The organism is Brevibacillus fortis (assembly GCF_046196545.1).
GTDB lineage: Bacteria > Bacillota > Bacilli > Brevibacillales > Brevibacillaceae > Brevibacillus > Brevibacillus fortis_A.
Genome location: NZ_CP176370.1, coordinates 2,401,743 through 2,423,766, shown reverse-complemented (window position 1 = coordinate 2,423,766; position 22,024 = coordinate 2,401,743). Strand labels below are relative to the sequence as shown.

At 48.9% G+C, this 22,024-nt stretch carries 19 protein-coding genes; 13 read left to right on the top strand and 6 right to left on the bottom strand.

What is annotated here, in order from left to right; translation table 11 throughout:
* Window positions 1-3: 3 nt before the first annotated feature.
* From ACKKE8_RS12495 to ACKKE8_RS12475, 5 genes are all read left to right on the top strand, one after another.
* Complete coding sequence (locus ACKKE8_RS12495) at window positions 4-831, top strand: sulfurtransferase (protein ID WP_409178437.1); 828 nt, start codon at window positions 4-6, stop codon at window positions 829-831.
* Between the two features lie 151 nt (window positions 832-982).
* Window positions 983-2,173, top strand: a complete 1,191-nt coding sequence (locus tag ACKKE8_RS12490) for a helix-turn-helix domain-containing protein (protein WP_409178436.1) — start codon at window positions 983-985, stop codon at window positions 2,171-2,173.
* Window positions 2,174-2,219: 46 nt separating this feature from the next.
* Entirely contained in the window at window positions 2,220-3,221 is a 1,002-nt protein-coding gene (locus ACKKE8_RS12485; RefSeq protein ID WP_409178435.1) for an ABC transporter substrate-binding protein, read from the top strand.
* Window positions 3,218-4,021: an alpha/beta hydrolase gene (locus tag ACKKE8_RS12480; RefSeq protein ID WP_409178434.1), complete on the top strand. Its 804-nt coding sequence runs from the start codon at window positions 3,218-3,220 to the stop codon at window positions 4,019-4,021. The genes ACKKE8_RS12485 and ACKKE8_RS12480 overlap by 4 nt, the downstream gene beginning before the upstream one ends.
* 38 nt (window positions 4,022-4,059) lie before the next feature.
* Window positions 4,060-4,839: a DUF817 domain-containing protein gene (locus tag ACKKE8_RS12475; RefSeq protein WP_409178433.1), complete on the top strand. Its 780-nt coding sequence runs from the start codon at window positions 4,060-4,062 to the stop codon at window positions 4,837-4,839.
* Window positions 4,840-4,910: 71 nt separating this feature from the next.
* Here ACKKE8_RS12475 and ACKKE8_RS12470 read toward each other — a convergent pair whose 3' ends face one another.
* Both ACKKE8_RS12470 and ACKKE8_RS12465 read right to left on the bottom strand, forming a co-directional pair.
* On the bottom strand, window positions 4,911-5,894 hold the full coding sequence (locus ACKKE8_RS12470) for an ABC transporter substrate-binding protein (RefSeq protein ID WP_409178432.1): 984 nt from the start codon (window positions 5,892-5,894) through the stop codon (window positions 4,911-4,913).
* 202 nt (window positions 5,895-6,096) lie between these two features.
* Window positions 6,097-7,245 (bottom strand): MFS transporter, encoded by a 1,149-nt coding sequence (locus ACKKE8_RS12465; protein WP_409178431.1) that lies wholly within the window; start codon window positions 7,243-7,245, stop codon window positions 6,097-6,099.
* A gap of 170 nt (window positions 7,246-7,415) precedes the next feature.
* On the opposite strand from ACKKE8_RS12465, the gene ACKKE8_RS12460 reads away from it, so the two are divergent.
* The 3 genes from ACKKE8_RS12460 to ACKKE8_RS12450 are packed head-to-tail and all read left to right on the top strand — an operon-like array spanning window position 7,416 to window position 9,627.
* The gene (locus tag ACKKE8_RS12460; protein ID WP_409178430.1) at window positions 7,416-7,967 is read left to right on the top strand and encodes a helix-turn-helix domain-containing protein; all 552 of its coding nucleotides are present in this window, start codon (window positions 7,416-7,418) and stop codon (window positions 7,965-7,967) included.
* Between the two features lie 31 nt (window positions 7,968-7,998).
* Window positions 7,999-9,087, top strand: coding sequence for a M24 family metallopeptidase (locus tag ACKKE8_RS12455; RefSeq protein ID WP_409178429.1), 1,089 nt, complete (start codon window positions 7,999-8,001; stop codon window positions 9,085-9,087).
* Window positions 9,088-9,117: 30 nt separating this feature from the next.
* Window positions 9,118-9,627 (top strand): GNAT family N-acetyltransferase, encoded by a 510-nt coding sequence (locus ACKKE8_RS12450; RefSeq protein ID WP_409178428.1) that lies wholly within the window; start codon window positions 9,118-9,120, stop codon window positions 9,625-9,627.
* On the opposite strand, the gene ACKKE8_RS12445 is transcribed toward ACKKE8_RS12450, so the two are convergent.
* Window positions 9,624-10,220 (bottom strand): histidine phosphatase family protein, encoded by a 597-nt coding sequence (locus tag ACKKE8_RS12445; RefSeq protein WP_409178427.1) that lies wholly within the window; start codon window positions 10,218-10,220, stop codon window positions 9,624-9,626. The two genes, ACKKE8_RS12450 and ACKKE8_RS12445, sit on opposite strands and share 4 nt — an antisense overlap.
* 71 nt (window positions 10,221-10,291) lie before the next feature.
* Complete coding sequence (locus tag ACKKE8_RS12440) at window positions 10,292-11,890, bottom strand: peptide chain release factor 3 (RefSeq protein WP_409178426.1); 1,599 nt, start codon at window positions 11,888-11,890, stop codon at window positions 10,292-10,294.
* A 186-nt stretch (window positions 11,891-12,076) separates the two neighbouring features.
* On the opposite strand from ACKKE8_RS12440, the gene ACKKE8_RS12435 reads away from it, so the two are divergent.
* The 5 genes from ACKKE8_RS12435 (at window position 12,077) to ACKKE8_RS12415 (ending at window position 16,608) form a co-directional block, all read left to right on the top strand.
* A complete protein-coding gene (locus ACKKE8_RS12435) occupies window positions 12,077-13,597 on the top strand; it encodes a carboxypeptidase M32 (protein ID WP_409178425.1) in 1,521 nt (506 codons plus the stop codon).
* Window positions 13,598-13,774: 177 nt separating this feature from the next.
* A complete protein-coding gene (locus ACKKE8_RS12430) occupies window positions 13,775-14,494 on the top strand; it encodes a 3-ketoacyl-ACP reductase (RefSeq protein ID WP_409178424.1) in 720 nt (239 codons plus the stop codon).
* A gap of 208 nt (window positions 14,495-14,702) precedes the next feature.
* Window positions 14,703-14,852 (top strand): hypothetical protein, encoded by a 150-nt coding sequence (locus ACKKE8_RS12425; protein ID WP_162837744.1) that lies wholly within the window; start codon window positions 14,703-14,705, stop codon window positions 14,850-14,852.
* A gap of 114 nt (window positions 14,853-14,966) precedes the next feature.
* On the top strand, window positions 14,967-15,545 hold the full coding sequence (locus ACKKE8_RS12420) for a mismatch-specific DNA-glycosylase (protein WP_409178423.1): 579 nt from the start codon (window positions 14,967-14,969) through the stop codon (window positions 15,543-15,545).
* Window positions 15,546-15,618: 73 nt separating this feature from the next.
* Window positions 15,619-16,608, top strand: coding sequence for a phosphotransferase (locus ACKKE8_RS12415; RefSeq protein ID WP_409178422.1), 990 nt, complete (start codon window positions 15,619-15,621; stop codon window positions 16,606-16,608).
* A gap of 59 nt (window positions 16,609-16,667) precedes the next feature.
* Here the strand turns inward: ACKKE8_RS12415 and ACKKE8_RS12410 are convergent, their stop codons facing one another.
* Together ACKKE8_RS12410 and metH are read right to left on the bottom strand one after the other, a co-directional pair.
* Window positions 16,668-18,533, bottom strand: a complete 1,866-nt coding sequence (locus ACKKE8_RS12410) for a bifunctional homocysteine S-methyltransferase/methylenetetrahydrofolate reductase (protein ID WP_409178421.1) — start codon at window positions 18,531-18,533, stop codon at window positions 16,668-16,670.
* A 44-nt stretch (window positions 18,534-18,577) separates the two neighbouring features.
* Window positions 18,578-22,024: a methionine synthase gene (metH, locus tag ACKKE8_RS12405; protein WP_409178420.1), complete on the bottom strand. Its 3,447-nt coding sequence runs from the start codon at window positions 22,022-22,024 to the stop codon at window positions 18,578-18,580.

Here is a 22,024-nt window from a genome sequence, read left to right as displayed (position 1 = left end):
TTCATGCAAGCACTTGTCACACCTCAATGGCTCAAGGATCATCTACACGATGAAAATTTGCTGATCGTCGATTGTCGTTTTGCTTTAAGTGCTTCTGAAGCAGGTGCAGAGGAATACACGAAGGACCATATCCCGGGAGCCCTCTACTTTCATCTGAACCGTGACCTTTCTGGCTCCAAAAGCGAGCATGGTGGACGCCATCCTCTACCAGATACGGATCTGCTGACTGCCCACTTTTCAAATGCGGGAATCGATGCCAACACGACCGTCATCGCCTACGATGATCAGGAAATGGCGATGGCAGGACGTCTATGGTGGCTGCTGCGATACCTTGGTCACGATCGGGTAGCTGTACTCGACGGCGGATACGCTGCTTGGAAAAAGGCTGGCTATGAGGTAACAGCAGAAGTACCTACTGTACAAGCTCGTCAGTTCATCCCCCATGTCCGTCACGACATGCTGGTTGACATGGAAGGTGTCAAAAAACGCAGCGAGCATACTGTCTTGCTCGATTCTCGTGCGCCAGAACGCTACCGCGGTGAGAATGAACCGATCGACGCAAAAGCAGGTCACATACCTGGGGCGCACAATTTCTTTTATAAGGACAACCTCACTGCTGATCAGACGATGCTTCCGTCAGACGAGTTGCAAAAGCGCCTCGCTCCTTACGCTGACAAAGAATTGATCGTCTATTGCGGCTCAGGCGTGACGGCTTGCTCCAATTTGCTTGCTTTCCATGCTGCTGGTCGAACAGATGTGAAATTGTATTTGGGCAGCTGGAGTGACTGGAGCTCGTACGAGGAAAATCCGGTAGCTACCGGAGAAGAGTAATTCCAAAAATGGATTGGCGGCGATCGCTTCCCTACGTTACTGGGGGAGCGACCGCCTTATTTTTCTTCCTCTATCATTTTCGCTATCATTCATAGATAATAATTATCATTATCACAAACTTCTGCACTTGCCTGAAAAGGTGGATAGATTCATGAAGCATAACGAAGAATACGAGCCCAGAGGTCAAATGTCACTTCACGAGGTTCGCGCATATATGATCTGTAACTTCGATCGTCCATTAAACGTAACTACGTTGGCAGCGATGGCGAACTTGAGTCCGAGCTATTTTGGTGATTCGTTCAAGAAGGCTTACGGACAAAGTGTCATGGACTATGTAACGAGTCTGCGTATCAATCACGCCAAGCGATTGTTGCGCGAGACGGATATGAAGCTGCGGGATATTGCGAAAACAATCGGGTATAGCGATGAGTTTTATTTTAGTCGGAAGTTCAAAAAGGAAGTGGGTGTATCCCCCTCCTCGTATGAAAGAGCTTCCGAGCGCAAAGTTGCCGTCTACTCCCCTTCCCTACTGGGACATTTAGTCGTATTGGGGATTATACCAGTCGCTGCTCCTTTGGATGCGAAATGGACTCCTTATTACTATCAGCAGTATCAACAACGAATTGTGGTTCATCTAAAAGCGGTCGAAACACCATGGAACGATGACGATCAGGAAATGATGCTTCTGGCTGCCAAGCCGGATGTTGTCATTAGCCACAGAGAACTTCCCGAGACTACCAGACAACGCTTGTCCGCACATGGCATAGACGTCTTGACCCTCCAATCTTCTGGCTGGAGAGAACAATTACGTGAAGTTGCCAGTTACACGGGCAAAGAAGCAGCTTGTGACTCTTGGATCACTTTTTATGAAGCGAAGGCTGCTGCCGTTCGCGCAGACCTGCGGTCCGTGCTCAAACAAGATAAATTTGCGATCATTCGACTTTATCGGGATAGCATCCATCTCTACAACAACAAGGGGATGAGGGAGCTTCTGTGCGATGACTTGCAGCTTACTCTTGTGGAAGAGGAAACGGAACCTTGTAATACTCCAATCACGCTTGAGCAGCTTGCGAGCTTAGACCCGGAGCGAATCCTGTTGTTCGTTTGTCTGGATGAATCGACACGCCTAAGCTGGCTGACGCTACAGCATCATTCGCTTTGGAGAGGACTTCGCGCTGTTCAATATGGGTATCTGTATCCCTTGCCTTCTAATCCGTGGTACGAGTATTCACCGGTTGCCATGAACCGAATGCTGGATGAGATGGTGCTGATGGTAACGGGGAAAAGTCCAAATGCAATTCAAGGTGTTGTCCATGGAGCCCCTTTCTTGCGTGAATTATAATGTTTTCCAGTGAGAAACATTATCATCGAGAGGGGATTCCACTTGTATGACAAAGAAAACTAGCCTTGCGCTGATGCTGACTACGACGATGCTCGTTGCTGGACTTGCAGCAGGCTGCGGGAACAATGCAAGCAGTGAGGCAGTGACGCAGAAGGTCGATTCGTCCGCGACCGGGAGTACCGAAGGATCGGCAAAGAGCTCTTCTGACCAGCCTGCCTACCCGCGGGTACTAAAGGATGAAATGGGCAACGAGGTGACATTGCCATCCACACCTACCAAAATATTCGCTCCCAATCTGGAAGATACATTGGTCGCACTAGGTGTTGCTCCGGTCGTACAATGGTCAACTGGTTCAAGACCGAAAATGTATTTGCAAGATAAGCTAAAAGATGTTCCGTCCATTACCTTCGCAGGTGGATTACCTCCAGAGCCGGAAGCGGTCATGGCCCATGAGCCAGATCTCATCCTCTTGCACAATGCTAATCATATGGAAAGCGGTGTGTACGATAAATATAAGATGATTGCTCCGACATATGTGTTCAAGCATGCCGATGCTAATCTTGAATCTTCTGTCCGCGTGGTTGGCGATATGCTGGGCAAGTCGGCGGAAGCTGAAGAGGCTTTGCAGAAGTATAAGGAGCATGTTGAGTCAGCCAAAAAGGAGCTGGCCCCCCATATCCAAGGAAAAAAAGCAGCGATCATTCGCTTCAATGGCAGAGGGATGTTCTTCATCAAGTACGACTTCTTTAGCGGATACGTACTTACCAAAGAACTAGGCTTTTTGCCGAGCCAGGTTGTATCCGGCGGTGGAATTAATCTATCCCTAGAGAGCTTGCCTGATTTGGATGCGGACTATATTTTCCTCATCAATGACGTTGGTACGGGGGATGCGTTTGAGAAAGATTTGACAGACAGTCCTGTTTGGAAAAGCATGGAGGCTGTGAAGAACGGTCGTACGTTTAAAGTTGAGGGAGATCACTGGTTAAGTGGCGGTCTGATCGCACATATGAAAGTCATTGACGATGTGAAAGGATTGATTGCAAAATGAGAATCATAGAGAAAAACGGCTACTCCCCTAGTAATTGTGTAGAGTGGACACTGCAATCAGGCCAAGGTCGAGACTATCGGATTATGATTGCGATTCCGGAAGCTGAGGCCCCTCCTGAAGGGTATGCGGTTATTTATGCCGTGGATGGCGACGCGATGTTCGGAACGATTGCCGAGACAGTGAAGTTGCAGACCCGTAAGCCCAAGGGCTTCAACCCAGCCATTGTTGTAGGAATCGGCTATCCATCACGTCTGCCATTTGACATGGACCGTCGTTGTTACGATCTGACCATGCCTGTGGACGCATCGACACTTCCTGACCGACCAAATGGGCAACCTTGGCCAGAGTATGGCGGAGTTGATTTGTTCCTCGATTTCCTGGAACAGCAGCTGATGCCAGCTATTTCTTCCGAATGGCAAATAAATCCGAACAAACAGGCGATTTTCGGCCACTCCTTGGGCGGTCATTTCACACTGTATACAATGTTCTCGCGTCCGAAGCTATTCTCTCACGTCGTATCAGGCAGCCCTTCCGTCTGGTGGGGCAATGACGAGGTATTGAGGGAGCAAGAGCGCTTCATCGCCCAATGGAGAGGGGAGCATGAACGAAAGCTTCTTGTCATGGTTGGCGGTGATGAGCTCTCCTTCATGGTCGAGGGTGCACAACGGGTCGTTGAGCGCATGGAACCACTCGCTACCAAAGGTGTTCAAGTGAGCTACATCAAATTCGAAGATGAGGGCCACGTAAGCGTGCTGCCTTCCGCGATTAATAGACTTGTGCGGTTTGTGCTTACGGATTAGCCCTCTGAAACTACTTTCAGAACGTAAAGGACAGACAAATGATACGATATATTCGTTTATTGCTTCATTTCGGCTATCAAGAAGCCATGTCATGCTTGTTTCCAGTCTTTATTTTTGCTTCGCTGGCCTTATCCAAATTTGTCACCATTCCTGGTTTGCCTAGGTATGACCTCCTGCTTTTGCTCTGCCTACTCTTCCAGATCTTCATGGTGAAAAGTGGCTTGGAATCTCGGGACGAATTGAAGGTCATCACGGTCTTTCACGTGATCGGGCTGTGCTTGGAAATATTCAAGGTGCATATGGGATCTTGGAGCTATCCGGAGGATGCGTACAGCAAGGTGTTTGGCGTTCCTCTTTACAGTGGGTTCATGTACGCCAGCGTCGCGAGCTACTTATGTCAAGCGTGGCGCCGACTAGAGGTCTCTCTTTCTGGCTGGCCGAGTCAGATAATCGCTACCATTTTGGGCGCAATGATCTATCTGAACTTTTTCACCCACCATTATATTTGGGATTTGCGTTGGGTGCTCTTGGCAGCTATTTTCATTGTCTTCTGGAAAACCCGTGTTTATTTTAGCGTCGCGAACGAGCGATTTTTCATGCCCATCCCTCTTGGTTACTTTTTGATCGGTTTTTTCATTTGGATTGCGGAAAATATAGCGACGTTTCTCGGTGCTTGGAATTATCCGAATCAAAGAGCAGGCTGGGAGCTCGTGCATCTCAGTAAAATCAGCTCGTGGTTTTTACTTGTCATCGTGAGCTTTATTATCGTGGCAGAATTGAAGCACGTAAAATCCAGAAGATCCCAGCCCCATAAATAGCAAGAAACACATGTAAAAAGCCTATCCACTCTTTCGCACGAAACGTCAAAGGGTGGATAGGCTTTCTCTTCTTATTTGCTTACGCTGCTCAATACATTCTCAATCATCTGGCGGTTAGCAATGACACCTGTGTACAGCCAGCTGGAATCTTTCGCAAACGTGTAGGCATTTCCGTTCTTCACAGCAGGGATATTCGCCCACACTGGGTCCTTTTGCAGTTGTTCCACAGCCGTCGGATTACTGTTTACGATAAACAAGTACTCGGCATCGAGTTCAGCCAATTTCTCCATGGAAATAGCGTTCCAGTTTGCATCTCCTGACTGGGAGATTTCCTGAACGATGGCAGGAACCTTAAACCCGAGGTCCTTGTAAAGCACATCACCGCTAGACAAGTCCTGACGTGCTACGTACACATTTTTCCCCGTCATCCACAGTGCCGCCGCCGATTTTTCCCCGATTGCTTGCTGCAACTTTTGTTTGGACTCATCTGCAAATGTCTCATAATCTGCCAGCACTTTCTTCGCTTCTTCTCCCTTGTTGAGGACTTCTCCTACTGTCAGGAGCTCTGTTCGCCAATCGTTGTTCTTTTCTTTTCCAATGGTATAAGTAGGAGCGATTTTGGAGTACTGGCTATACTTGTCCCCTTGGATCAGGGTCGCGCTGTCCAAAATAATTAGGTCAGGACTGTGGCTCATGACTACTTCTGGTGGCAGATCATAAGGAATCGCTGGAATACCCGCCAGCTCCTTTTGCAGGTAGCCTTGTACCTGGCTGTTCCCTACTGACCATTGGGCCACTGGCTTTACTCCCAACGCTACTAAATGATCCTCCAGGTAAGAAGCGATTACGCGCTGCGGTTGGGCTGGGACTGTTACTTCATTTCCCATCGCATCCTTCAATACACGTGGAGCTTCAGCCGCTGGTGTCGCGGTCTGACTGTCACCCGCTTGTGTCTCTGGATTCGCAGCGTTCGGCTGGCCAGAACACGCGCTCACGATTGTAACTAGGCTTGCCAATACGACACTGGCTATCGAAAGTTTGGCTGTTTTTTTCATTGGTATATTCCTCCATCTGCGTCATGCCATCAAGCAGCGAAATTGCCAACTCGACCACATTTTCATTGAGAATAATTATCAAAATCACAATGGGTATTATATCCGATTATGGCACGTTGCTCAACTTTTTGTTTATGGAAACGAAAAAAGACCCCCTGCTTACTAAGCAGAAAGTCCTTCTTCTCTCTATTTTTTTATCCGCTTAGCGTGGAACCCCACTTAACAAGAATCGATGCAGTCCCCCGATCAGACACACGCCAGCTGTTACAAAAAACGCAATGAAGTAGGAATGGTGCCAATTCCCCAGCAAGCCTGCCAAGACTGGGCTAAATACCGCTCCGATCGACAATACCGCTGAGTAAATACTAAACACACTCCCGTATAGCTCTCGGGGTGTATGTACCGTCAAAATGGTCGCAAAGGCTGGGAACAGCATCCCAAAGCACGCACCGAAGAAAAACATCATGACGTGAATCGGAATCGCCAAACCGATTGCCAAGGCGTACAGAAGAAGGCTGAGCACACCCAATCCAGCAAATGTTCTCGTCTCTACGGGGACACGATGCAGCCAAAACTGGCACAGAATCGCAAGTGCCCCCAAGCCTTTCAAGCTGAACAATATGCCAGTAACTGCTGGGGACAGCCCTTGTCTTTGGATGAGTAAAGGCACTTCGTAAATGATCGTTCCTTGGGCGTAAATGATCGCAAATCCCCCAAGAAACGCAGGGTACAGCATCCGATTTTCCAGGATAGCGGTAAGGCTCTGCTTGCCTCCATCTTTCTTCCGTGGCGTGGACGGCGTGCTTCCCTCTACTCTAGCCGGCAGCATCATCCATGCGAAAACGCCAGCAATGATCATCATGTAGCCGAGAATCACGAATGATTGACCATAGCCGAACTGCACCGCCAAAAAGCTACCGACTGCCGGGGATACGATACCTGCTGAGGTAAGGACTAATCCCTTTTTACCCATGATCTCGCCCTGCTCAAGAGCCGTCTTCCCTGTTTCTCCGAGCAAGGCAGAACAAGCAGGAGATACAAACGCCATCAAAAACCCGAGCATCAGACGAAAGGTAAAAAAGCCCGCGGTATTTTGCACGATGCCTTGACCAATCAGCATCACGCCAGCCAAAATCAATCCACCTGCGATAAACCATTTTTTCGGATAGCGATCGAGAAAAGGGCCCGCGATCAGGTTGCCTGTCAAATTACTGATCGCATAACCGCCGAGTACGAAGCCGATCATCGCAGCGGATACACCCAATACGTTTAAATACGGCGCAAGAAGTGGCGTCTGCGCGTGCATGTCAAAGGAAACAAGAAACAAAACCACCAACAGGAGAGCCCTCAAAGCATTCCCTTCCTCTCTAACGGCCTGTCTTTGTCCCATTATATGACGGGAATTGTACAAGTAGGATATCAAAAGAAGAAGGAAGATTCAGAATAAATGTAGCATTTATTTTTGTATTACCGTAATATTTACTGTAATACCGTAATTGTTTTTGTGGAGGAGGTGACTTTTTGGAGCACGTTTACAAAAAAATACGAGCGCTTCGTATACAGCAGGAGCTTACTTTAAAGGACTTAAGTGAGAAATCAGGATTCTCCGTCAGTTTTTTATCACAAGTAGAGCGCGGTAACAGTTCGCTCGCGATTACTTCTCTGCAAAAAATTGCAGAATGCCTTGGTGTCCCCATTACGTACTTCTTTGAAGTAGAAAAAGAGATCACGTACCACACCCCCATTGAAAAGCGTCAAACGTTGCAGATTGAAGGTTCACCTGTGAAGTACGTTCGAATCGGTGGGAATTTCCCAGACAGGGCGCTGGAACCCCTCCTCAACGTGTTGCCAGCCGGACAGATGAAGCATGTCGCCTTTCAGCATCCCGGTGAAGAGTTTTACTACGTCGTAAAAGGATGTGTCACCATCGTCGTCGACGGAACAGAATACCATCTCGAACAAGGAGACACGATCCACTTCCCTTCCTCTCTCCTTCATACTTGGTACAATCCTTCCACCGTTGAAGAAGCCGAGATCCTGTCCGTTTTGACGCCTGTCATTTTTAGAACCTAACATTGTCTACCAATAAAAAAGGGTGATCTGGATGCAAGAAAGATTAGAAAAGCTGCACGCGTATATGGAAAGCAGGAAACTGGACGCATTGATTATTACGCATCCCAAAAATGTGTACTACTTTACCGGATTTTTAACAGAGCCACATGAACGTTTTATGGGCCTCGTTTTGGTGAGAGGCGAGTCCCCCTTCCTCTTCGTTCCACTGCTGGACGGTGAAAAAGCACGGGAGGCTTGTCCTTCCATTATGATTTACACGCATGACGATTCACAGGATGCACTAACCGTGCTTCAGCATCTGCTGCCGACTCCCCTCTCTCACATTGGTGTGGAGAAGAACCATTTGACAGCGAAAACATATGAGGCACTCGTATCGATCGTGCAAGCTACAGAAGCAGCGGATGTCGGAGAATTGCTGGGCAACATACGCGTGGCTAAGGATGCATCTGAAATCGCTACGATCAAGCGAGCTATTTGGGTCATGGAGGAATCTCTACGCCGCACGCTCCCTCTGATATCCATAGGGATGACGGAACTGGACGTCGTCGCAGAGCTGGAATACCAGATGAAAAAGCTAAAAGCCCAAGGCCCTTCCTTTTCAACGATTGTACTGGCTGGAGAAAAAGCAGCACTGCCCCATGGCGACCCGGGGAATCGAGTAATTCAGGCGGGAGAAGTTTTGTTGATTGACGCAGGGGTGTATGTCGATGGGTATGTGTCAGACACGACTCGTACGTTTGCAGTCGGTCAACTGGGTGCAGAAGTGCTAGACATGTACGATACGGTCTTGCAAGCGAATCTGGCCGGGATACAAGCCGTTCGACCAGGGGCTCTGATCGCAGATGTTGACCTAGCTGCACGAGCTGTCATTGCGGACCGGGGCTATGGAGAATTTTTCATCAATCGTGTAGGGCACGGAATCGGATTGGAGCTTCATGAGGCTCCGTACGTTCACAGCCAGGCAGTAGGAGAACTCATCCCAGGCATGGTTTTCACGATTGAACCGGGCATTTATAACACGCAGATCGGTGGCATCCGCATTGAAGACAATGTGCTCGTCACGAAGGATGGCGTAGAAGTATTGACGTCTTTCCCCAAAGAACTCCAAATCATCGGATAACGAATAAAAGAAAAGGCAGGTGTCGTTCCTGTGAAAGTGCTGGAAACAGATCATCTCATCCTCCGCTGGCAAACTGCGGAAGACGCTGATTTTGTCTTGAAACTGATGAATGAGCCTTCTTGGATTCGATTTATTGGCGATCGTGGTCTTCGTACGACGGAAGACGCCCGCAACTATATTTTGAATGGTGCTGTCGCGATGTACGAGAGTCATGGCTTTGGTCTGTATTTGGCAGAACTGAAGGAAGGAAATGTTCCGATCGGCTTATGTGGACTGATCAAGAGAGATTCGTTGGAGGATGTCGATATCGGCTTTGCCTTACTACCCGCATACTGGGGCAAAGGCTACGCGTATGAGGCAGCCTCTGCCGTTCTTGCCCACGGAAAAGAAGTTGTCGGCTTAAAGCGCATCGTAGCAATCACCAACCCCGATAATGCTTCTTCTGCCAATCTTCTAAAGAAAATCGGCCTGCAAGAAAAAGGGATGATTACCCTACCAAATGATACGAAGGAGGTCAGGTTTTTTGCCATCGAGTTCTAGTCCATGCTGTCCAAATGAGTCGTGGAATTGGTGAAATGGATCAGACGTCCGTATTCGTTGTACTCCAACAAGTGGATACCTGTATCGCCCGTGCCAAAGTAAATGTCGTGCAAGACAGGCAGCTGCAAGAAACTTTCGATGATTCTGGAGATCATGCCGCCGTGGGAAACAATCGCAATTCTTTTATAGGAAGTGCTGAGATGTCTGATTGCGGAATAGATTTGCTCCCCGCGTGCGCGGAATTCGATCTTGCTCTCGCCATCTCCACCCAGCTTTTCATGCGGCAAGATTCCCCAAGGAAACGGGACTTCTTCTAAGGGCTTGCCTGCCAGATCTCCATTATTGTGCTCTTGCAGCTCGGGTATGTACTGAACGGGACAACCTACTGTTTCAGCCAGAATAGAAGCGGTCTCACTCGCTCGCTTGAGTGTGCTCGCCCAAATAAAGTCTGGAGGAAACTGCTCCAAAACGCGCGCTGCCATTCGCCGAGCCTGTTCACGGCCTTCTTCTGTCAAAGGAAAATCTGCCTTGCCTTCATGTACATTCAAAATGTCTGCATCGGATTGTCCATGTCGAATCAACAAAATTTGCATTGTATTGCCTCCTCGTGAGGGATAAAGAGGGCCTCACCGTGATCGGGAGGCCCTGCCATTTCCTTTTTCAATTAAGAATGAACGGTTTTCAAACCAAGAGAACTCTCGTGGAACTTGATATTCGAGTATTTATCCATCGCGACACGTAACTGGTATTCGCTCTCAAACAGCATAACCGGACGGCCATGACGGTCGGAAACGGTTCGGTTCTTCACAGCATCGAGGTCTGCTTTTTCCCCTTCGAGCCAGCGAGCGATTTGATACGGCATACGAGTTAGCATGATGTCTACCCCGTACTCGGCTTTCAAACGGTATTCCAGTACCTCGAACTGCAGCACACCTACCACGCCAAGAATCAACTCTTCCATCGGATGGGTACGGAATAACTGCACCGTTCCTTCCTCGGTCAACTGCATGATCCCTTTTTGGAATTGCTTGTGCTTCATCGCGTCCTTCACCATCACCTTGGAGAAAAACTCCGGCGAGAAGTGCGGCATTTCTTCGTACTCAAACGATTTTCCGACACAGAGTGTATCGCCGATCTGGAAAATACCTGGGTCAAAAAGACCGATGACATCTCCAGCGAACGATTCTTCGACTATTTCGCGGTCCTGTGCCATAAACTGTACCGGCTGCGCCAATTTAATGTCTTTGCCAAGACGGACGTGCTTGACGGCCATCCCCCGCTCAAACTTACCGGAGCAAATACGCAAGAAAGCGATGCGATCTCGGTGAGCTGGATTCATATTGGCTTGGATTTTGAAGATAAAGCCGGAGAACGCATTCGTATACGGATCGATCAAGCCTTCTGTACTCTTCTTCGCAGAAGGTGCTGGCGCCATTTGCAGGAAGTTGTCCAGGAATGTTTGTACACCGAAGTTATTGATGGCACTACCGAAGAAAACAGGCGTCAGTTGCCCTTTGTTGATCAGTTCAGGATCGTATTCATCTCCCGCAACATCCAACAGGGAGACTTCGTCCTGCAATTGCTGCCACAACTCTTGACCGACACGATCACCGATTAGTGGATCTTCTGCTCCCTCTACAGGGAAAAAGGAAATTTCCTCGTGCTGTGTATTGTTTTGGTACAGCTCAACACGAGACTTCATGCGGTCAAATACACCGCTGAAATAGCTGCCCATCCCAATCGGCCAGTTCATCGGATAAGAACGAATACCCAGTACGCGCTCAATTTCTTCCAAGAGCTCGAATGGATCTTTACCGTGACGGTCCAGCTTGTTCACGAACGTAAAGATCGGAATACCCCGCATCCGACAGACCTTGAACAGCTTGATCGTCTGTGCCTCTACCCCTTTTGCTACGTCGATAATCATCACAGCAGCGTCAGCAGCCGTCAGCGTACGGTACGTATCTTCACTGAAGTCCTGGTGACCAGGTGTATCCAAAATGTTGATGTGGTGACCGTTGTATTCGAAATCCATCGCACTGGACGTAACGGAGATTCCACGCTTTTTCTCGATCTCCATCCAGTCGGAGGTGGCGTGCTTGGAATTTTTTCGCCCTTTGACCATCCCTGCTTCACGGATGGCTCCGCCGTAGTAGAGCAGCTTTTCCGTCATTGTCGTTTTACCCGCATCCGGGTGGGAGATGATGGCGAAGGTACGGCGTTTTGCTATCTCATTTTCCCATTGGGGATTGGATTGACTCATCTTCATTCTCCTGTCATCGCAAATAAGTAACACATTCTTTTCCTCTACGATTATACCGACAAATGCTTGCCGCATCCACCTAGTAATTTTTCATTAAACCGTTATAATATTCAGTAGTAAAAATTTTTTGACTGCATGACTTACATATTGATTACCAAAATATGACAAATCGATGGGAGGAACCCTATGTCAACGACTGTGGAAACACGTGCGGCCGAATTCCGTGACTATGTGAAGAAAATAACCAGCTACACGCAAGCACTGAACGTTCTTTATTGGGACAAGGCTACACAAGCGCCTCGCAATGGAATGGATGCCCGTTCTGAAATCATCGGGACTTTGGCTGGCGAACAATTCAAGCTGGCGACGTCTAAAGAAATGGAAGCGTTTTTGTCGGAGCTGAGTGAACCATCTGTCCTCGAAACATTGGATGAAATTACCCGTCACAGTGTGCTGGAATGCAAAAAGGAATTTGACCGCAACAAGAAAATTCCTGCTGACAGACATCAGGAGTACGTCGTGCTGACCGCCAAGGCAGAAACGGTGTGGGAAGAAGCTCGTGCCAATAACGACTTTTCCATGTTCCAACCGTACCTCGAGAAAATCGTGAACTTCCAGCTCGAGTTCATCGAGTATTGGGGTCATGACGGTAAAAACAAGTACAACACCCTCTTGGACATGTATGAGCCTGGCATGACTGTCGATCAGCTCGATCCGATCTTTGCCACCTTGCGCGAGAAAACCGTCAAGCTGGTAAAAGCAATCGCCGACTCCCCGAACAAGCCAGACACATCCTTCTTGACGAAAAACTTCCCAGTGGCAGACCAAGAAGCATTCAGCCGTTATATCCTCGAGAAAATCGGGTACGACTTCAAGTCTGGCCGCATGGATCGCAGTGCGCATCCGTTCTGCACCACCTTCAACCCTGGTGATGTCCGCATTACAACGCGCTACGCTGAAAATGATTTCAATTCTGCGCTCTTCAGTTGTATTCACGAGGCTGGCCACGCGATGTACGAGCAGAACATCAATCCTGACCTGCTGTTCACTCCTCTGTGCGATGGTACCTCCATGGGGATTCACGAATCTCAATCCCGCTACTGGGAAAACATGGTCGGACGCAGTCTGCCGTTCTGGAATCACTTTTTCGCGGACTTGCAAAAAGCGTTCCCTACCCAATTCGAAGGGGTGTCTGTAGAAGATTTGCATCGTGCGGTTAACGCTGTTACTCCTTCCTTTATCCGGACGGAAGCAGATGAGTTGACGTACAACCTGCATGTCATGATCCGCTACGAAATCGAGAAAGGCTTGATCAATCAAACCATTCAAGTGGCTGATCTGCCAAAAATCTGGAACGAAAAAATGAAAGAGTACCTGGGCGTTGAGCCACCGACAGATGCACTGGGTGTGCTTCAGGATGTACACTGGTCAGGTGGAATGATCGGTTACTTCCCTACTTACTCGCTGGGTAATGTGTATGCGGCACAATTCGTCCACGTTATGGAGAGTGAGATCAACGGCTACGAAGAGCTGATCGCAAAAGGCGATTTCGCTCCGATCCGTGAGTGGCTCAAGGAAAAAATCCATCAGTACGGTAAAATGAAGAGCCCTCGTGAACTCGTTCAAGCGATTACAGGCGAAGGTACAAATGCGACTTACTTGATGAATTACCTTGAGAAAAAATACACAGACGTATACAAACTGTAAGCACTGTGCAGCACGCTAGCAAATGTTCTCCCAGCTCTGGGAGGACATTTGCATTTCATGCAGTTACCTTTCGTAACCTACGTACATAAAAGTGCATCCTTCCCTCCGCGGATAAATGCTAGTACACTGCACAATATACATGAGATTCCTATTGTCTTGAAAAAGGAGTGTTATCGATTGGCTATCGATCTAAAAGGAAAAACCGCAATCATTACAGGAGCAGGTAAAGGCATTGGTCGCGCTACTGCAATTGCTTTGGCAAAAGAAGGCGTGAATCTCGGCCTCTTGGCTCGCTCTGAGGAAAATTTGAAGCAAGTAGCCAAGGAAGTCGACGCATACGGCGTGAAGGTCGCGATTGCGACAGCAGACGTTTCCAACTATGATGATGTCACGACAGCCGTTACCTCTATCAAAAATGAACTGGGTCAAATTGATATCCTGCTCAACAATGCAGGCGTCGCTAAATTCGGTAAATTCCTGGAGCTTGAAACGAACGAATGGGAACAAATCATTCAAGTCAATCTGATGGGTGTGTACTACGTAACTCGCGCTGTACTCCCAGGCATGATTGACCAAAACTCCGGTGACATTATCAACATCTCCTCCACCGCTGGACAAAAAGGAGCTCCTGTCACCAGCGCGTATAGTGCGTCCAAATTCGGTGTTCTTGGTCTGACTGAATCGTTGGCTCTCGAAGTGCGCAAACATAATATTCGCGTAACGGCGCTTACGCCTAGCACAGTAGCAACCGATATGGCAATTGACTTGGGTCTGACCGACGGAAATCCTGAAAAGACCATGCAGCCTGAGGATATTGCTGAGTTTGTGGTTAGCCAGCTGAAGCTGAACAAACGCATCTTTGTGAAATCCGCTGGACTGTGGTCGACCAATCCATAGAATTGACATGGCAAAAAAGCGAAAAGAGTCCGTTCGTACAGGCGGATTTCTTTTCGCTTTTTTTCGAAGCCCTGTGAAATCGCTTTAATTTTGTTCACGTTCTATCCACGATTTCTTCACGCCTTATTCACACCTGCCCAACCTAAAATGCCCTCAACTGGAGTATGATGAACATGTAAAACATTTCCACAAAGTGGAGGGTATCCTTATGATACAAATGCTGTCGAATTGGTTGTGGGGTAATGAAGAACAAGAAGTCGTTCCATTCGAGACGAAAAGATACGTTCGGAATGAAATGGAGCAATTCACGTTCAATGAGCCACAGCAAGTGCTGCCGTATCCGCATCCCCAGTTATAAGACCTATTACTTGATCCAATATAACCTGAAGCTGCCGAATCTGGCAGCTTTTTTTGATCCTTTCTGAAAGCGCTCACTGATGTGCTACAATGTGGTAAACAGGAGGGGTTCGCTTTGGTCGAGTTCACAGAAAAATGGTTGCCCACATACATTCGCCGCGATTTGGCGGTCTTATTTTGCGGTATCAATCCAGGACGTATATCGGCTACAACGGGTTTCCACTACGCCAATCCAGCCAACCTGTTTTGGCGCGGCTTATACGAAGGCGGCCTGACACCTCACAAGCTCTTGCCCGAGGAAACCGCTACCCTCTTAGACTACAACTACGGTATTACCGATCTGGTCTCACGCCCTACCCGCTCCGCAACAGACCTGCGCAACGAGGATTATGCCGCAGGTGCAGAGCTATTCGTCCAAATGATTCAGACTTACCGGCCTCGTGTCATTTGTTTTAACGGAATTACTGCTTTTCGTCACGCGACTGGACAAAAAAAAGAAGCCATTTCACTGGGGCTGCAGCCAATCAGGTACTTTGGGACAGAAGAGTGGTCTGGCAGCTATGTGTTTGTCGTCCCGTCTACCAGTGGGGCTAACGCATCTTTTACACGTGAGGAACGAATCGCCAAGTTTACTGAGCTGAGTCATTTTTTACGCGAGATGAATTGGCACCCTCTTCCCTCGCTTGCTAAGTAGATCCATTAGTGTCAACCACTCCTCTTCTTCCGTACAATACTTGTAGCTCTGTACGCAAGGAGGGGCATCAGCAATGGACGACCTCATCAAAAAAATCCAGAACAAATACGACATGACTGTTTTACATCACAAAACCATTCGGGATACATCCAAATCACTCGTCATTTATTTGGAAACCACCAATGGCAAATTCATCGGAAAAGCTTTCCCTCTGCAAAAGGAGCGTTTACATTTCATTCTGAATGCAGAAGCGCATTTGCGCAAAAACGGTGTACTCATCCCCGATATTCAACGAACCAAAAATAATAAGCGTTACATAACTCATAAAGAAAATCTTTTCGTTCTGCACCAAAGGCTATCTTGGTCAAATATTGCGTATAATTCTCCTATTCGAATGGAAAGGATTGGCACGGTATTAGGCAAATTTCATACGAGGTCGCTCGGTTTTTCCTCCAAGCATGGCAACCTTTACAATGGCGCAGAAAAATGGTCCATGGAGTACAAGACAGATTTAGCTGCCCTTGAGAAGTGGGAGCTTCGACACGCCGGGAAGAATAATCAAAAATACGCTACTATCGCGGAATACCTTCCTTTTTTTAAACAAGCAGGGCTGACAGCCAAGGAACATTTGATATCCTCTCCATACTTCTCGAAATGGAAAAGGGAACCACTGACCAATCACTTTCTCTGTCACGGAGATTTTAACAATGGGAATTTGCTCGTCAGTAATCAAAGAATTGCGATTATTGACTGGGACGACGTTCGTTACGATTTTCCGTCCAAAGACATTGCCCGTGTTCTATCCCTTGCTATGCGAAAAAATGAACAGTGGAACGAGGAATTGTTCTCTCATATATTGCGTGGCTATCTCCAAGAAAATCCCCTATCGATTGAGCAACTGCATTTGCTCTTTGTCGATCTCGCTTTCCCGCATATCATTGAACGCTTTTTACGCAAGAAGCTGTATGCCCAGATGAGCCTTGCTGAGATTCAACAGTTTTGCAATCGGGAAGCTCTCAAGACCGCCTTTATGTTAGACGAAATGAAGGCCCATGTATATTAGACGCAAGGCTATAGCCTGTCTATACACATAGGCCTTCCTTATTTAACTGGCGTATACCGTTAAGTCTGGGCCAGCTTCACTAATGAGCTTTGCTGGCGCGTATATTGAATGAGCTCTGCCGCCATTTCGTAATAATTGAAAGGTGTAATCAGATAGATGCCATTGAAGTAACGAACGGCCGTGTCGACCAATTCTTTCGCGATTGCGATCCCTTCCTGCCGGGCGGCCTCTCCCTGTACCTTTTTCATCCGTTCCAGAGCTTCTGTCGACAGCTTGATTCCCGGCACTTCATTATGCAGGAATTCCGCATTGCGCGAGCTGGTCAGCGGCATGATCCCGATAAAGACAGGAATGCCGATATGCTTCGTCGCCTCGTATACATTCCGAATGGACTCGGCATCGTACACAGGTTGTGTCATAATGTAATCCGCGCCTGCCTCGACCTTCTTTTCCAAGCGGGCAACGGCAGCATCCATATTTCGGACATTCGGATTAAAGGCTGCACCCACGATGAACTGGGCTTTTTGCTTTAATGGACGTCCTGAGAACGATACACCTTCGTTCAACTGCTTCACCATGCGAATCAAATCAAACGAGGTCACATCAAATACCGAGCTGGCACCTGGCAAATCACCAAACCGCGATGGATCGCCAGTAATCACCAATATTTGGTCGATCCCCAAAGCGTGCAGCCCCATTAAGTGCGATTGCTGCCCAATGAGATTGCGGTCCCGGCAAGCAATGTGCAAGAGCGGATCGATTCCATGTCTGCTCTTCATGAGGGCCCCGAGAGCCATGTTGCTCATGCGCACTGTCGCCAACGAGTTATCCGCCAACGTAATGGCGTCTGCTCCTGCTTTGTGCAGCTCGCAGCATCCGTGCAGAAACTGGTCTGCATCCAGATCACGCGGAGGATCAAACTCGACAATGATCGTCGTTGCTGTTTTTACACGCTCGACAATGCTTGGTTTCTCCCTCTCCCTCGTGTTCTGCACAGAAATCGAAGAACGATCTCCAGCTACAATGGTCGGGTTCACACGCGCTTGCGGCTCAAGTGACTCAAGTGCATCCGCAATCGCCTTCACATGTGCAGGTGTAGTTCCGCAGCATCCGCCAATCAACCGTACCCCCTGCTCACGCAAGCGAAGCGCACTCTGTCCAAAATATTCAGGTGATGATTTAAAAGCGTATTCTCCGTCAGTCATCCCCAGACGCCCCGCATTCGGGAATACGGATAAGAGTGCACCTTCTGGAATCACTGTATTTTCAAACGAACGTAGCAATTCAGCGGGACCAAGGCGACAGTTTAGTCCGATCACATCAGCGCCTGCGGCTTTCAGCTCGGAAAAAGCATCTGTCAAAGCGTAGCCATCGCGTGTGCGCCCTACTTCCAAAGTGGCTAACTGCGCGATAACAGGTACATCTGTGAGCGGACGGATTACCTCGATCGCCAGAAGCAGCTCCTCCAAGTCCACGAACGTCTCCAGAATCAGTCCATCTACGCCAGCATGCAACAGAGCAATCGCCTGTTCCTCATACTGGTCACGGTACTCGTCCAAAACCTTTTTCTTCACCCGTCCAGCCAAAATCGATCCGATGCTCCCAGCCACATAGGCATCGTCTTGTGCGGCTTCCCGTGCAATGGCGACTGCTAGCCGGTTAATCCGCGCTACTTTATGCTCCAGACCGTAACGGCTCAATGCATCTCGGTTGGCAGAATACGTATTTGTCTCTAGGAAACGTGCGCCGGCCTGATAGTAAGACGTATGAACTTCATGCACCAAACGAGGGTTGGATAAACACAGCTCCTCAAAGCTGACGCCAACCGGGACGCCCAGCCCGTGCAGCTGGGTCGCCATCGCACCATCTCCGACTAGCAGGTGGTCTTTCAAATAGGCTCGTAGATCTTTCTTTCTCGTCGTCAACTCAATCCCTTCTCTCCCATTTTCATTTATCTTTACAACTTTCCTTACACTTCAAATATGGATGGACCTGCATTGAAATAGCGCGCTTCAGGGTGAGCAAATACCATCGCCGATACGGAAGCTTCTGGCTCCATCATGAAGCCCTCTGTCAGCTGAACGCCGATATCCTCTGGACGCAACAGACGGAACAACTGCGCCTGATCTTCTAGATTCGGGCAAGCAGGGTAACCGAAGGAGACACGAATACCCTGATATCTGGCACCGAAGCGCTCGAGCATCGTCATCTCAACCGGGTCCGGGATGCCCCACACGTCGCGCATGACGTGGTGAATTCGCTCAGCAAATGCCTCTGCCAGCTCCAATGCCAAGGCTTGGAGGACATGAGAGCGCAGGTAGTCACCACGATCTTTTAGCTCTGTAGATTTTTCGCGAATCCCTCCCCCAGCCGTTACGGTCAGGAATCCGACATAATCCATTTCCTTGCTCTCCACTGGTCGCAAGAAGTCCGACAGGCAAAGATGTGGTTCTTCCAGCTGACGCGGGAACGAAAAGCGCTCCAGCAGCTTGCTGTGGTCTTTTGGATCATAAACCAAAATATCGTTGCCATCTGACTGAGCCGGGAAGAACTGATACACACCGTGTGTCGTAATCGTTCCTTTTTGCTTCGCTTCATTTAATAGCTCTTCCACAATGCCGTACAGTTCCAGTACCTTCTCGTCGCCTGCCTCTATCAATCTATCTACATTTCCGCGAACACCGAGGTGTTTTCCGAGGAGCATCCGCAGGTTCAAATACGGTTGCAGATGGCTGAGCGGGTATTGTCGCAGAACATGTCGTTCACAATCTGGCGGCAGATGGATCGGAACGGTTTTGCTGATGGCTGAGCGAGCTGGCATTGGTGCTTTTTTCTCCTCGACAACAGGCTGAGCCGTTGCAACTGCTTCCAGCAAATGCTGCTGTTCCTCTACCAGGCGATCACGTTCTTCCGGATTTTGCAGACGATTTACGAGGTCCAGACCATCCATGGCATCTTTTGCGTATAAAACAATTCCGCGGTATTCCGGTGCGATCCGGTTCGATGTGAACTTGCGCGTCAACGCCGCTCCGCCAACCATCATTGGAATATCAATGCCTGCTTCACGCAGGTCTTGTGCAGTAATGACCATTTGCTGCGCGGATTTTACCAAGAGTCCAGATAGACCGATGGCATCCGGCTTTTCTTCTCTGCATGCGGCAATCAGTTGCTCTGGCGGTACCTTGATCCCAAGATTCACGACATTGTAGCCGTTGTTTGACAAAATAATTTCCACGAGGTTTTTTCCGATGTCGTGCACATCGCCTTTGACGGTCGCCAGCAAGATTTTCCCCTTGGCAGCCGCATCGCTTTTTTCCATGAACGGCTCCAGAAAAGATACGGATGCCTTCATGACTTCCGCGCTCTGCAATACTTCTGCCACGATTAACTGGTTGCCGTTGAACAGGCGACCGACCTCTTCCATCCCAGCCATCAACGGACCGTTGATGATCTCGAGCGGTGTGTATTTATCCAGCGCCAGCTTCAAGTCTTCCACCAGACCATCCTTGGAGCCTTCGACTACATAACGGGCCAAGCGTTCTTCGAGCGTTAACGAGGAGACTTCCACACTGACTTCCTTTTTCTTTTGGCGATAAAATTCGGTGAAGGCCGCCAATGTCTCATCATTTGTCTCGAATAAAAGGGCTTCTGCCAGCCTTCTCTCGTTTTCTGGAATCGAAGCGTAGCGCTCCAGCTTTTCCGTGTTGACGATGGCGTAATCAAGCCCTGCGAGAGTGGTGTGGTACAAGAAGACCGCATTCAGCACTTCCCGACCCGCAGGAGGCAAACCGAAGGAAACGTTACTGACACCCAGGATCGTCTTGCAAGCAGGCATTGCCTGTTTGATCAAACGAATTCCTTCTACGGTTTCCTTTGCAGAGCCGATGTATTGTTCATCCCCTGTCCCTACCGGAAAGACGAGTGGATCGAAAATAATATCCTGTGGCTTTATGCCATACTGGTTGACAAGAATGTCGTACGAGCGTTGCGCGACCTCCAGCTTCTTTTCGCGAGTGATAGCCATACCTGCTTCCTCAATCGTTCCAACGACAACGGAGGCACCGAACTTGTGAATAAGCGGAACGACTTCCTCAAATCGCTCCAAGCCGTCTTCCAGGTTGATCGAGTTAAGAATGGCCTTCCCTTGCGAATAGCGAAGTCCCAGCTCCATGACCTTGGCATCTGTCGAGTCGATCATGAGGGGCGCTTTTACTTTTTTCACGATGAACTGTAGGAATTTTTCCATATCTTCGTATTCATCACGGTCGGGGTCAGCCAAGCATATATCGATGACATGTGCGCCGCGCTTCACTTGTGCCCGGGCAATATCGGATGCTTCTTCATAGTGACCAGCTGCAATCATTTCTCGGAATTTTTTGGAGCCGATAACATTGGTCCTCTCTCCTACTAGCAAGGGACGATTATCATCTTCGACGTAAACGACCTCGATCCCGGAGACCGCGCTCAGCGGTTCTACAGCTGCACTGCGTGGCTTGCACTCTTTCAATGCTTCTGCCATCGCTTGAATATGGTCAGGCGTTGTTCCGCAGCAACCGCCAGCGACATTTATCCAGCCCTGATCAGCGAACGCCCGCATTTTCGAAGCAAGTCCCTGTGGCGTTTCATGGTAATGGCCGTTCTCGTCTGGCAAACCTGCGTTCGGATAACAGCTGACTGCACATTGGGCAATTCCTGACAGTGTCCGCAGATGATCACGCATGAACTCTGGTCCTGTCGCACAGTTCAGACCAATAGAGACTGGCTTTATATGCTCCAAGGAGATGTAAAACGCCTCGATGTTTTGGCCCGCCAGCGTTGTGCCCATCGGCTCAATCGTACCTGACAGCATTACCGGGAGCTCCTGTCCAAGCTCTTCAAAAGCTTTGCGAATCCCGATTCCGCCAGCCTTGACGTTCAACGTATCTTGCGAGGTTTCCAAAAGAAGAACATCGGAGCCGCCGAGAATCAGGCCTTTTGCCTGACGATAATAGGCCTCGACCAGTTCTTCGAAAGTGACACCGCCTGTCAACGAAAGGGTTTTGGTCGTAGGTCCCATTGCACCTGCTACATAACGCGGCCACTCCTCCGTGGAATAGGCATCCACCGCTTCTCTGGCCAAGCGAGCTGCCGCTATATTGATCTCAAGGTCTTTCTCTGGCACATCGTACTCGGCCAAAACAATGGAAGCAGCACCAAACGTATTGGTCTCGACAATGTCTGCGCCCGCCTCTAAGTATTTCTCGTGAATGGAACGGATCACATCTGGTCTGGTCAGGTTCAGGAGTTCATTACAGCCATCATAGGCTTCACCGCCGAAATCGTCAGCAGTCAGGTTCGCCTGTTGAAGCATGGTGCCCATTGCACCGTCCAGAATCAGAATTTTCCGGGAAAGTTGTTCGCGAAAAGTTGGTTTCAT